The organism is Nitrobacter sp. NHB1 (assembly GCF_036964665.1).
In the GTDB taxonomy this organism is placed as follows: Bacteria; Pseudomonadota; Alphaproteobacteria; order Rhizobiales; family Xanthobacteraceae; genus Nitrobacter.
Map to the genome: position 1 here is coordinate 2,619,282 of NZ_JBAMDA010000001.1, position 13,113 is coordinate 2,632,394.

The window sequence follows — 13,113 nt, forward strand, 5'->3', positions numbered from 1 at the left end:
CGGGTTATGGGGTTTTGCGCGGGGCTGAATTATGATTCAATCTCTTGATGGCCGTGACGCGTTGAAACGCTTCATCGTCAGCTCATCTAAAGCACTTCCCGATGAAGTGGACACCGGCTCACCGTAAGGAAATGCGACCACTCAATCGCTTGGAGTGCCCGTTCTGATTCCATCAGAACGGTAAGCGCTCTAATGAACGCGCGCGCTGCTCCCCGAGCCGACCGCGTGCAGCGGCCATGGTTTCGGCGATTCGACAGCGACGCTTTCGCTTGCGACCTTCCTGTCGGACGCCTGTGCGTCCTCGAGCGCGTCGGAAAAATCCGCAAACCACTGCTGGACGGTGCTGGCGCGCAGCTTTCGCATCATGGCTTCCCAGCGCATCCTGCGTTCCGTCAATGGCATCGAAAACGCGGTCGCGATGGCGCGCGCCATCCCGTCGATTTCGTGCGGGTTAACGAGGAGCGCTGTCTGCAACTGATTTGCGGCGCCTGCGAATTTGGACAATACCAGCACGCCCGGATCGGCCGGATTTTGCGCGGCGACATACTCCTTGGCGACGAGATTCATCCCGTCGTGCAGCGGCGTCACCACGCCCACGCGCGCCGTGCGATAGAGACCGGCCAGCACGGTCTGGCTGTACCCCCGGTTGAGGTAGCGGATCGGCATCCAGTCGGTTTCGCCGTGACGGCCATTGACGTCGCTGACGAGTTTCGCAAGTTCGCTCTGCAGGTTGCCGTAGGCCTCGATGGTGCCGCGGGAGGGGGTCGCAATCTGCAACAGCGTCACCGTGCGCTTCAGCGCGGGCTGCGCGGTCAGCATACGGTCGAATGCACTGATCCGATTCACCAGTCCCTTCGAATAATCCAGGCGGTCGACGCCGATCGCCAGCTGTTCTCCGTTCAGGCTGCGCCGCAACCGCGAGACGTCCGGATGCGAGGACGCCTTGGCGGCCTGCAACGCGAATTTCTCCACATCGATCCCGATCGGAAATACGGCGCATCGCGACTTGCCGTAACGCGAGGTCACGGCGCCGTCCTCGATCGTGAGGCCGAGTTCGGATTGAAGATAGCCGAGAAAATTTTCGCAGTCGTCATCGGTCTGGAATCCGATCAGATCGTAAGCCAGCATCGCCTCGACCAATTCGCGATGATGCGGAACGGCGTCGATGATGGTGCGGGTCGGCCACGGCGTATGCAGGAAGAAACCGATCGGATGTTGGACGCCGAGATCGCGCAGTTCGGCGCCCAGCGACAGAAAATGATAATCCTGAATCCAGAAGGCGGTGTCCGGCTTGCGGAAGCGCATCAAGGCCCGCGCCATGAAGGCGTTGACCTCGCGGTACGACTGATAGTCGTCCTGCGACACGCGAATGAGATCGGATCGGGAGTGAAGCGCCGGCCATAGCGCCGAGTTGGCGAAGCCCTCATAATATCCGCCGTAATGCGCCGCGGGCAGATCGAGCAAGGCCAGTGCCCCGGCGCCCAGGGCTTGAACTTCTGCAAATGAATCCTTGTGCGACCCGTCGCGCACACGACCGCTGGAACCTACCCAGATCGCGCCCGATTTCTCTACAACTGGCAACAACGCCGCCGCGAGACCGCCCGTCAAGGGCTCATTGGCCCGTGCGCGCGCCACGCGATTCGAAACGACAACGAGGTTCACAGGGTCCCCTCCTGGTTTTGCACCCGTCAGATAAACGCTCGTTCATCAATATGGTTCCTGCCTCCTTCCAACCAAATTGACGCCAAATTCGGGCAATATAGAGCGATACTCAAAGTTCCAGTCAGTGAAGTCAGTCATTGAAGTAAAGAATTCGCTGTCACAGCGATTTTTACTGCATGTGTCTTTAACATTCGATCAACTGCGCCAGTATCGATCTTCCCAGTTCCGCGACAATCTCATGCCGGTGAGGATCAATCCCGCCATGGAGTATGTCTGCGGGAAATTCCCGAATAGCGCGCCGGTTTTCGGATCGATGTCCTCCGACAAGAGCCCGTAGCGATTGCGATGCGCCAGCGCATCCGTGAACGCCTCCCGCGCTTCCTCGCGCCGTCCGAGCGCCCACCACGCATCAATCAGCCAGAACCGGCAGATCAGGAACGCAGTCACCGGAACACCGAAGTCGTCTTCCGCGGCGTAGCGCATGACATGCTTCTCACGCAGCAACTCGCGCTCCATGGCGGCGACGGTTTTCACGAAACGCGGATCGTCGACCTCGCAAACGCCGAGTTCGGGCAGCAACAGCACGCTCGCATCGAGATCGTCGGACCCGAACGCGGCGGTGAAGGCCTCGCGCTTCGGGTTCCAGGCGCGATCGATCAGTTCGGCGTGCAACGGATCGGCGACCGCATTCCAGTGCGCCGCGCGTTCCGGCAGGCCAAGCCGTTCCGCAATGGCCGCAAGCCGATTGACCCCGGCCCAGCACATCGCCGCGGAGTGGGTATGGATGCGCTGGCGACCGCGATATTCCCAGATGCCGGCGTCGTTCGTCATCGCAACCCTGGCCGCCTTGTGGCCGAGCGATTCAAGCAGGGCAAACAGACTTTCGTCGCCGGGGCGCGGCAACCGCCGATCGAAGAACAGCGGCAAGGCCGCCAGGATGGCGCTGCCGTAGGTGTCGTGCTGGGTCTGGTCGACCGCGGCGTTGCCGACGCGCACCGGCCCGTCGCCGCGGTAGCCCTGAAGATCTGCGGCGATCCACTCGTCCAGCGGCAGATTCGGGACCACGCTATAGACCGGCTTCAGATCCTCCTCCGTATTCGATGCGAGCGACAGCGTGAAGCCGATGAAGTCCTCCATCGTCCGCGTCGCGCCGACGCGATTGAGTGCCTTCACGACGAAATAGGCATCGCGCAGCCAGCAATAGCGATAGTCCCAGGTGCGGCCCGAGCCGGGCGCCTCCGGAATCGAGGTGGTGTGCGCGGCGATGATGCCGCCGGTCTCCTCGAAGTTCGACAGCTTGAGCGTGATGGCCGCGCGGATGATGGCTTCCTGCCATTCGTAGGAGATGTAGAGGCGCCGTACCCAGCCCAGCCAATAGGTTTTGGTCTCCTCGGCGAAACGCTGGGCGGTCGACGCCAGATCGCCGGGGAAGGCTTCGTCGTTGCCGAACACCAGATGCATCGGCCGGGTCAGAACGAACGGCGTTTCGTTTTCGATCAGGGCCAGCGGCGCGTCGGTGGTCACGCGGATCGCCGTATCGTCGTCTTCAAAGTAGCGGATATGATTGCTTCCCGTCGAGTGCCGCTTGAGCGGCTTGCCATAGGCGTGCGTTGGCCGTATGCGGATCGTGATCCGGGGCAGGCCCGCGACGGGCTCGATGATGCGAAACAACTGCGGCGGCCGGAATATGCGGCCATACTGCCGGAAGCGCGGCGCGAAGTCGGTGATGCGCACCGCATTGCCGCGGCTGTCGGTCAGGACCGTGGACACGATCGCGGTATTGCGGACATAGTCCGACTGGAAATCGGCCATGCCGTCCAGCACGACATCGCTGAAGCCCTTTTCTTCATCCCCCGCAAGCAGGCGCGAAAACACCGGGTCGGCGTCGAAGCGCGGAAAGCACCACCACACCAGCCGCGCTGTCGGATCGACAAGCGCGGCCGTGCGGCAGTTGCCTATGACGGCGAGATCGAGGCCATGATCGCTCATTCCGCGACAGCGCGTTCGTCATCGAGAAGGCGGGCCAGCCAGGCCCTGACATCGCGGGGCGCGTGAAAGTGGCCGTCGACGCCCTTGGCGCGCCGGCCCACCGAGAACGAGAGGCCCTTCATGTCCGGCATGATCGCAAACACCGTTTCATCGGTCACGTCGTCGCCGATGAAGACCGGCCGCCGTCCCTTGAACGGCTCATGCGCCATCAATTCGGTTACGCCGGTCGCCTTGGTGAATCCGGAATGCTTGATCTCGCACACGAACTTGCCAGGCAGCACCTCGATCGGCGCATTCGGCAGGTCGGCGCGTATCACCGAGACCGCGTCGTAGATCGCCTGCTCGGTATCCGGCGCCTTCCTGAAATGCAGCGCCAGCGAGTAACCTTTGTTCTCCACCAGGATGCCGGCATGCAACTCGGCGATGGCCGCAAAACGCCGCATCAGATCCGCGTTCATCGGCGGCGCGTGCGCAGCCACTGCCTCGCTTTCGGCCGAAATCCGCATCTCCGCGCCGTGGCCGCCGACCGCGGGAAACAGCATCGGCGCGAAAATCCGGTCGATATCGCTGAGCGAACGCCCACTGACCAGCGCCAGCGCGCCATCCGTCCGCGCCAGCAGCCGCGCCAGCGAGGTCGCGAGCTTTGGCGGCACGCGAACTTCGCTCGGCGACGGCGCGAGATCGAGCAGCGTGCCGTCGATATCGAGCAGCAGGGCGGATTTGCCGAGCGGCAGCATGTGAGATCCGGGGCCGTCGGCCATGGAAGCGGTCTTCTTCGGCACGGGTTCCACTAAATCCTGATTCATCATGACTCCACAACGGCAAGCGGCGACGCCACCGATTCGAGTGGGCGCCGTTCGGCGGCAATCCCGTATCGCCAGCCGATCAGTGCGGCGGCGATCATCAATGCCGATCCGAGACAATATCCGACAAACACGCTGTCACGCGAGCCGCTGTCGATCAAGGCGCCGAACAGCGCAGGACCGGCGACGCCGCCGATTCCTGTCCCGATGGCATAAAACATTGCGATCGCCAGCGCCCGCACCTCAAGCGGAAACGTCTCGCTGACGGTCAGATAGGCCGCGCTGGCGGCCGGCGATGCGAAGAAAAAAATCACCATCCACGCGATCGTCTGCGTCTGCGCAGTCAGAACGCCCGCGGCGAAAAGATAGCCCGATGCGGCCAGCAAAACGCCGGATATCCCGTAGGTGAAGGCGATCATCGCGCGGCGCCCGACCGTATCGAATAGCCGCCCGAGCAACAGCGGTCCGAGAAAGTTGCCTGCCGCGAAAGGGAGGAGGTACCAGCCGATCCGGCCCGACGGGATGTTGTAGAAGGTCGACAGCACCAGCGCATAAGTGAAGAAGATCGCATTGTAGAAGAACGCCTGGGCGACCATCAGCGCAAGACCGACCAGCGACCGCTGCCGGTATGCGTAGAACAGCGTCCGCGCCACCTCGCGCAGCGGTGTATGGTCGCGCATTCGAATCCTGATTGTGGGCCAGACACCGTCAGCGGGCGCATCCGAATGGCGAACCGCCATCCGTTCGATGCCGGCGACGATGCCGGCCGCCTGATCCGGCCGTCCGTGAATCATCAGCCAGCGCGGGCTTTCCGGAATCCATAGCCGCATCACAAACACCACAAGTCCCAGCACTGCGCCGGTCAGAAACGCAAGCCGCCAGCCCAATTCCGGATCTATCACTTGCGGGTCGAGCAGCACAATCGCGCCGACCGCACCGATGGCCGCGCCGATCCAGAAGCTGCCGTTGATGGTCAGATCGGTCCATCCGCGGTAACGCGCCGGCACCAGTTCCTGAATCGTCGAGTTGATTGCGGTGTACTCTCCCCCGATGCCTGCACCGGTGAGAAACCGGAACAGCGCAAAGCTGCCGACGTTCCATGACAGCGCGGTTGCCGCCGTCGCGAGCAGATAGAGCGTCAACGTGACGAAAAAAAGTTTCTTTCGCCCGATGCGGTCCGTCAACCAGCCGAAGCCCAGTGCCCCGAGCACGGCCCCGACAAGATAGGCGCTGCTGGTGAGGCCAATATCGAGGTTGGTGAAGCGCAGCGTGGGACTGTCCTTGAGCGCGCCGGATAACGCACCGGTGAGCGTCACCTCCAGCCCATCCAGTATCCAGGTGATTCCGAGGGCGGTTACGACCCGCGTATGAAACGTGCTCCAGCGCAGGCCGTCGAGACGCGCGGGAATGTCTGTCTCGACGATCCGGTCCATACGGTCCTGCAAGGATGGTCCTTCGATCGGATGCTGCCTGACGGGCGCTGTCTTCGGCTGGATCGTGGAAACGCGCAACCCGGCTCCCGAGTTCCCTCGGCCGCACCCGCCGGTTTGAAAATGCGGTTCGCGTAAGATAAGGTCGCGACGATGCGGGCTGGAATGGCGTTCGACTGTTGGACTGGCGCCGCATGAACATTCGGGTTGCCGTGCTGGCCGTGTCGATGCTGACGATGATGCCCGCGATGGCGCCGGCGGGCGCATCGGCCGCGACGGAAAACAGCAGAGTGCGGGTCGCGCTCGTGATCGGCAACGCCAGCTACCCGGACAGCGCAGCGGCGCTCTCGCGGAAGTTAACCGGGACACCGCCAATGCCAGGCAATGGACCCCTGACATCGTGAAAGAGTTTGCCGGTTACGGCGTGCGCTGAAGCGTTTCCCCAAAATCGGGACACTGGAACCGAAAGGGTTTCGATTGCCACCGTATCGACGCAGCGACGCGCCAATGAGAGAATTGCAAGGTGAGGCGACTTTCGGATTCTGGCTATGGAGCGCGATGCGTGCGTGAGGTCGCCTGCGGCCTGTTTTTCGGCGTGCTGGCGGCGACGATCGGTGTCGTGAGCCCGTCGCGGTCCGCCGACGACAGCGGGCCGTCAGGAAGCGCTCTCGTGACCGTCGCCCGCGCGACCAACGCCTGCTTTTCCGACATGGTCCGCGTGACCGGCTTCGTGGTCCCGCGCCAGCAAGCGGTGGTCAGCCCGGACCAGGAGGGATCGCGCGTGACCGCGGTGCTGGTCCGCGAGGGCGACATCGTCACGCTGAATCAGGAACTGGCGAAACTGACGCCGCCACCGGGGAGCAAATCGCGATCGATCGTCCTGCGTGCGCCCGCGGCCGGACTGGTCACGGAGGTTCGCACCGCCGTCGGAGCGCCGGCTTCGCCGCAGGCCGGGCCGATGTTTCGAATTGCGATCAACAACGAGGTCGAGCTGGATGCCGAGGTGCCTTCGATCCAAGTGCTCAAGCTCAATCCGGGCGCAAGCGCGCGCGTCAGCCGCGAGGACGGGCCCGACCTGGTCGGGCGCGTCCGGCTGGTGTCGCCGGTAATCGATCGCAAGACCCAGATGGGTCACGTCCGGCTGTCCCTGGCCAAAGATCCGACCTTAAGAATCGGAATGTTCGCCCGCGCCAGCATCGACGCCAGGCGCAGTTGCGGCGTGGCCGTTCCCCGCTCCGCGATCGATCACCTGACTGTTCAGGTGGTCAACGGAGATATCGTGGAGACGCGGCGCGTTCGCATCGGATTGACCTCCGACACCGACACCGAAATCCTCGAAGGGTTGAAAGTCGGCGAAATCGTCGTCGCCGATGCCGGCACCTCGCTGCATGACGGCGACCGGGTCAGGACGATGTTTGCGGATGACCTCGATCGGTCGCGGGTACGTTGATGGCCCTCAATGTTTCCGCCTGGTCGATTCGACACCCGCTCCCGTCCGTCCTCTTCTCGATCATTCTGCTGGCGCTGGGCTGGGTCAGCTTCACCAAGCTCGCCATCACGCGGCTGCCGAGCGCGGATATCCCCGTGATCTCGGTGGCGGTCTCGCAGTTCGGCGCCGCGCCGGCGGAACTGGAGGCGCAGGTCACCAAGACCATCGAGGACGGCGTCTCGGGCGTCGAGGGCGTCCGGCATATTTCATCGTCGATCACCGACGGCCTATCGCTGACCACGATCCAGTTCGCGCTGGAGACCAATACCGACCGGGCGCTGAACGACGTCAAGGACGCCGTGACCCGGGTTCGCGCCAATCTCCCGCAGAACGTCAACGAGCCGCTGATCCAGCGCGTCGACGTCATCGGATTGCCGATCGTCACCTATGCCGCGATCTCGCCGGGCAAGACGCCCGAGCAACTGTCGTATTTCGTCGACGACGTGGTCAAGCGGGCGCTGCAGGGGGTGCGCGGCGTCGCCCAGGTCGAACGCATCGGCGGTGTCGAACGCGAAATCCTGGTGTCGCTCGATCCGGACCGCCTGCGCGCGTCGGGTCTGACGGCGGTCGATGTCAGCCAGCGCCTGCGCAGCATCAACGTCGATGTCGCCGGGGGACGGGCGGAAATCGGCCGGAACGATCAGGTCATCCGGACCCTTGCAGGCGCCAAGACCATCAACGAGCTGGCGGGAACGATGATCTCGCTGCCGGCCGGCGGCGAGCTGCGGCTCGACGATCTCGGCACAGTGACCGACACCATCGCGGCCCGCCGGACCTTCGCCCGCTTCAATGGCGAGCCGGTCGTCGCGCTCGGCATCAAGCGCTCCAAGGGAGCGAGCGACGTCGTGGTGGCGAAGGCCGTGCAGGAGCGGATCGACGCGCTGAAAGAGCAATACCCCGACGTCGATCTGAAGCTGATCGACACCTCTGTCGCGTTCACCAAAGGCAACTATGACGCGGCGATCTCGACCCTGTTCGAGGGCGCGATTCTCGCCGTCATCGTCGTCTTCCTGTTTCTTCGCGACATCCGCGCCACCGTCATCGCCGCGATCTCGCTGCCGCTGTCAATTTTTCCTGCCTTCTGGGCGATGGACATGCTCGGCTTCTCGCTGAACCTGGTCAGCTTCCTCGCCATTACATTGTCAACCGGCATTCTCGTCGACGACGCCATCGTCGAGATCGAGAACATCGTGCGCCACATGCGGATGGGCAAATCGGCCTACCGCGCCGCGCTGGAAGCCGCCGACGAAATCGGCCTCGCGGTGATCGCGATCAGCCTCACCATTATTGCGATCTTCGCGCCGGCGAGCTTCATGTCCGGCATCGCCGGGCAGTTCTTCAAGCAGTTCGGCATCACCGTGTCGGTGCAGGTGTTCTTCTCGCTGCTGGCCGCGCGTTTCGTGACGCCGGTGCTCGCCGCTTATTTCATGAAAGATCATCCGCACGAGGCTCCGCAGCCCGGCCCCGTGCTGCGCGCCTATGCCAGCCTCGTGACCTGGTCGGTGCGGCACTACATCATTACGGTTCTGATCGGATTTGCGGTCTTCGCGGCCTCGATCTGGAGCATCAAGCTGCTGCCGCGGGGCTTTTTGCCGGCGCAGGACACCGCACACTCGCTGCTGGTGATGGAGCTGCCGCCGGGATCGCAGCTCGCTTATACCGAGAAGGTGACGGAAAATATCGCGGCGCGGCTGCGCAAGCGGCCGGAGGTGAAAAGCGTATTCGTTGACGGCGGACGCGTGCCGCCCGGACTTCAGGAGGTGCGCCGCGCATCCCTGATCATCAACTATACACCCAAGCAAGACCGCAGCATCACCCAGCGCGAACTCGAACTCTCGATCGGACAGGAACTCAAAAGCGTTCCCGACATCCGTTACTGGTTCCTCGACGAGAACGGCCTGCGCGCGGTCTCGCTCGTGGTGACCGGACCCGACATCGGCATCGTCGGCAATGTCGCAAGCGAGCTAGCGACGCAGATGAAGCGCATTCCGCTGCTCGCCAACATCACGCCCGAGACCTCGCTCGACCGCCCCGAACTGCGGATCCAGCCGCGCGCGGATCTCGCCGCGCGCCTTGGCGTCTCGACCGAGCAGTTGTCGCAAACCATTCGCGTCGCAACGATCGGCGACGTCGGCCCGGCGCTGGCGAAGTTCGATGCCGGCGACCGCCAGGTTCCGATCCGCGTGCAACTCGAAGACAGTGCCCGCGCCGATCTGAAGATGCTGGAGCAGATGCGCGTGCCGGTCGGCGGCGGCCGCGGTCATGTCCCGCTGTCCGTCGTCGCCGATATCAGGCTGGATCAGGGTCCGACCAGCATCAACCGCTACGACCGCCAGCGCCAGGCCACCGTCGCGGCCGACCTCGTCGGCACCGCCGCGCTCGGCGACGCGACCAAGAGGATCAACGAACTGCCCGTGATGAAGACCCTGCCGAAGGGCGTGACGGTCAATCCCTCCGGCGACGCCGAGAGCCTGAACGAGTTGTCGGAAGGATTTGCCACCGCGATCACGGCGGGGCTGATGATGGTTTATGCCGTGCTGGTGCTGCTGTTCGGCACCTTCCTGCAACCGATCACCATTCTGTTCTCGCTGCCGCTGTCGATCGGCGGCGCGATCATGGCCCTGCTGCTCACCGGCAAGCAGCTTACGACGCCGGTCTGGATCGGCATCCTGATGCTGATGGGCATCGTCACCAAGAACGCCATCATGCTGGTGGAGTTCGCCATCGAATCGATTCGCGCCGGCCGCGCGCGGGAAGAGGCGATCATCGATGCCGGCATGAAACGCGCGCGCCCGATCGTGATGACCACCGTTGCGATGGTCGCCGGCATGATGCCGAGCGCGCTGGCGTTTGGCGCCGGCGGTGAATTCCGCTCGCCGATGGCGCTGGCGGTGATCGGCGGTCTGCTGTTTTCGACGATCCTGTCGCTGGTGTTCGTCCCCGCGATGTTCCTGATGATGGACGACGTCGGCGCCTTCATCTGGCGCTACGGCAAGCGGTTGTTGACCTCGGGCACTGAAGTCGCCGATCCGTCCGCGGCCCAACACGAACCGCCGAATGTCCGGTTGCCCGGCGCAGAATAGTCCGCAGCGCTACGCGTTGCGTGCCAACCCCATAGTCCGAGATGGCAAGATGAGAGCATTGAAAATCGCAGGCGCCGTCGCAATCTGCCTGATCGCGCTCGGGATCGTGCTGCTCGTGACCGGTATCCCCTCCAGTTTCATCGCCTCGCTCGCGCGGGACCGGATCGAACGCGAGACCGGTTACCGGATCGCGATCAACGGCAAGGCCACGATCGATGTATGGCCGTCGTTCAGCCTCGTGCTGCACAATGTCACGCTCGAAAGTCCCGGGAACGCCGCGACCGATGTGCAGCTTGCCGTGGGGGACGTCCGCGCCGCTCTCGAATTTCCGAGCCTTTTGTCGGGAACTCCGAAAATATCGGAACTGACGATCGACCATCCGACGCTGCGGCTGCCGCTGCTGCGCGAACGCACCAATATCCCGTCTCGGCCGGCCAGCTCGGACGATACGGCGGAAGACGACACGGCATTTCCAATCGACCGGGTGACGGTTTCCAACGGCACGATCGTTTTTTTCGATCCGCAAACCGGCTCGGAAAACCGGGTCGGCGACGTTAACGCGAGCGCGATTCTCAGTGCCGACCGGACAATCAACATCGCTGGCGATGCGCACCCCGGGCATCATTCGCTGAAGTTCACGATCAAGGCGACACCGCCCGCAGGTCCGCTCGGGCGTCGGAATATCCCGACGGAACTGACGCTTGACGTTCCCGGCCTGCTGATGCGCGAATTGACCGCCAGGGCCGAGGTCCGGATCAACGGGCGGACGCTTCTCATCAATGGCCTGTCGGGATCGCTCGACGACGGCAAGTTCAGCGGCTGGGCATCGGTCGATCTGGCGAGCAAGCCGTTGGTGAAGGTCGATCTCGATTTTCAGCGGCTCGATGTTGGCGCGGCGCCGCGCCAGCCGACTCCCGTACCGCAATCGGGTGCGCAGCCGTGGAGCAATGCGCCGTTCGATATCAGCGGGCTGAACTACGTCGATGCGACGGTGAGGATTTCCGCGGCCGAACTGAATATCGGGGAAGGGCGCTTTGCGCCGGCCGCGGGCAACGCCACCATCGCCAGCGGCGTGCTGAAGACCTCATTGTCGAACCTTGGCGCATATGACGGGCAAGTCAATGGTATCCTGTCGATCGATGCGTCCACAAACAATCCGTCCTACGCGCTCCGGGCCAACGTGACCGGCGTTCGCGCGCTGCCGCTGCTGTCGAGCCTTGCGGATTTCTCCACTGTCGATGGCAGGATGCGGGCGACGGCCGACGTGCGGGGCACCGGCGACAATTTGCGTGCGATCATGGCGAGCCTGACTGGAACAGCTTCGATCGACGTCCGCGACGGTGCGATCCGCAATCTCAACATCGCCAAAATGATCCGCGCGTTGACGTCGGGCACCCTGTCGGGATGGCAGGAGCGCCCGGACCAGACCACCGACCTGTCGCAACTCAGCGCGACCGCAACCATCGCGAAAGGACAGGCCGCCACCACCGACCTGTTTCTGGCCGGGCCGCTGGTGCGGATGACCGGCGCCGGCACTGTCGATCTCGCCTCGAAGACGCTGGCTTTCCGGGTCGAGCCGAAACTCGTCATGACCGCGGAGGGTCAAGGAGGGCGCGCCGATCCAATTGGTCTCGGCATTCCGGTCGTCGTGCAGGGGCCGTGGAGCGAGCCGCGCATCTATCCGGATGTGGCGGGTATTCTGGACGATCCCGGCGCGGCCTATGCGAAGCTCCGGGAATTGGGACAGGGCCTGTTCGGCCAGAGCGGACTTGGAAGGTCTGACAAATCCGGCCCCAATCTCGGAGAGACTCTTGATACCTTGATCCGGCAGGGTCTCGGCGCCGGCACGGGCGGACCGCCCGCTTCCGGCCGGCCATCCCAGGGTCAACCGTCCCAAGACAAGCCGTCCCAGGACAAGTCCCCGCCCATCGACGACATCATGAAGAAGCTGTTCGGCCGCTAGCTGTGAGGTTGCATTCGCAATGACGGGGCGATACCGATCCCGCCTGAGCATCTACCACATCGTCTGCCGCGCGCGCTCCAGCCACGTCCTGTCATAGTCCTCGCCGCCAACCCGATCTTTGCTCATTTCCGAAAGGATTTGACCCGGCGTCGGCAGGCTCTTGGGATCGACGCGCCTGTCGGGATCCCAGAGGTGCGAGCGGATGATGGCGCGCGCGCACTGAAAGTAGATTTCCTCCACAGTCATGACCACGACCGAACGGGGCGTTTTGCCCTCGACCCCGAACGACGCCAGCAGATCGGGATCGGCGGACACCAGCGCGCGGCCGTTGATGCGCAGGGTGGTGCCGGACCCCGGGATCAGAAACAACAGCGCCGCTCTGGGATCGCGTATGAGATTCCGCAGCGAATCGATGCGGTTGTTGCCGCGCCGATCCGGCATGATCAGCGTGTGGTCGTCGTGAACGCGGACGAAGCCCGGCAGATCGCCGCGCGGCGAGCAATCGAGCCCTTCCTGGCCGCAGGTCGCCAATATCGCGAAGGGTGAACTTTCGATCAGCGCGCGATAGGACGGCGTGATCCGCTGCGCCACCTTGATGGTCGCCGCCTCGCCGGGCTGGCCGTAAATAGCCTCGAGCTGTTCGATCGTCTCGATGGCGGTCACCACAATTGCTGCTCCCTTGCGTTGAGACGGC

9 protein-coding genes are annotated in these 13,113 nt (G+C 63.7%); 4 read left to right on the plus strand and 5 right to left on the minus strand.

Going from position 1 to position 13,113, the window contains the following annotated elements; all coding sequences use genetic code 11:
* Window positions 1-189: 189 nt before the first annotated feature.
* The 4 genes from otsA to V4R08_RS12205 all read right to left on the minus strand — a co-directional run bounded on the left by otsA (window position 190) and on the right by V4R08_RS12205 (window position 5,887).
* On the minus strand, window positions 190-1,662 hold the full coding sequence (gene otsA, locus V4R08_RS12190; RefSeq protein ID WP_335579593.1) for an alpha,alpha-trehalose-phosphate synthase (UDP-forming): 1,473 nt from the start codon (window positions 1,660-1,662) through the stop codon (window positions 190-192).
* A gap of 195 nt (window positions 1,663-1,857) precedes the next feature.
* The gene (locus tag V4R08_RS12195; RefSeq protein ID WP_335579594.1) at window positions 1,858-3,651 is read right to left on the minus strand and encodes a glycoside hydrolase family 15 protein; all 1,794 of its coding nucleotides are present in this window, start codon (window positions 3,649-3,651) and stop codon (window positions 1,858-1,860) included.
* Window positions 3,648-4,412, minus strand: a complete 765-nt coding sequence (gene otsB, locus V4R08_RS12200; protein ID WP_442935685.1) for a trehalose-phosphatase — start codon at window positions 4,410-4,412, stop codon at window positions 3,648-3,650. Before otsB ends, V4R08_RS12195 begins: the two co-directional genes overlap by 4 nt.
* Before the next feature lie 44 nt (window positions 4,413-4,456).
* Window positions 4,457-5,887, minus strand: coding sequence for an MFS transporter (locus V4R08_RS12205; RefSeq protein ID WP_335580265.1), 1,431 nt, complete (start codon window positions 5,885-5,887; stop codon window positions 4,457-4,459).
* A gap of 191 nt (window positions 5,888-6,078) precedes the next feature.
* Between V4R08_RS12205 and V4R08_RS12210 the strand changes: the two genes are divergently transcribed.
* The 4 genes from V4R08_RS12210 (at window position 6,079) to V4R08_RS12225 (ending at window position 12,419) form a co-directional block, all read left to right on the plus strand.
* Window positions 6,079-6,288 carry a hypothetical protein gene (locus V4R08_RS12210; RefSeq protein WP_335579596.1) on the plus strand — a complete coding sequence of 70 codons (210 nt, stop codon included), beginning with the start codon at window positions 6,079-6,081 and terminating at the stop codon, window positions 6,286-6,288.
* 206 nt (window positions 6,289-6,494) lie between these two features.
* Window positions 6,495-7,334: an efflux RND transporter periplasmic adaptor subunit gene (locus V4R08_RS12215; RefSeq protein WP_335580266.1), complete on the plus strand. Its 840-nt coding sequence runs from the start codon at window positions 6,495-6,497 to the stop codon at window positions 7,332-7,334.
* Entirely contained in the window at window positions 7,334-10,456 is a 3,123-nt protein-coding gene (locus V4R08_RS12220) for an efflux RND transporter permease subunit (RefSeq protein ID WP_335579597.1), read from the plus strand. Before V4R08_RS12215 ends, V4R08_RS12220 begins: the two co-directional genes overlap by 1 nt.
* Before the next feature lie 49 nt (window positions 10,457-10,505).
* Window positions 10,506-12,419, plus strand: a complete 1,914-nt coding sequence (locus V4R08_RS12225; protein WP_335579598.1) for an AsmA family protein — start codon at window positions 10,506-10,508, stop codon at window positions 12,417-12,419.
* A 51-nt stretch (window positions 12,420-12,470) separates the two neighbouring features.
* On the opposite strand, the gene V4R08_RS12230 is transcribed toward V4R08_RS12225, so the two are convergent.
* Window positions 12,471-13,082 (minus strand): pyridoxamine 5'-phosphate oxidase family protein, encoded by a 612-nt coding sequence (locus tag V4R08_RS12230; protein WP_335579599.1) that lies wholly within the window; start codon window positions 13,080-13,082, stop codon window positions 12,471-12,473.
* Window positions 13,083-13,113: the final 31 nt, after the last annotated feature.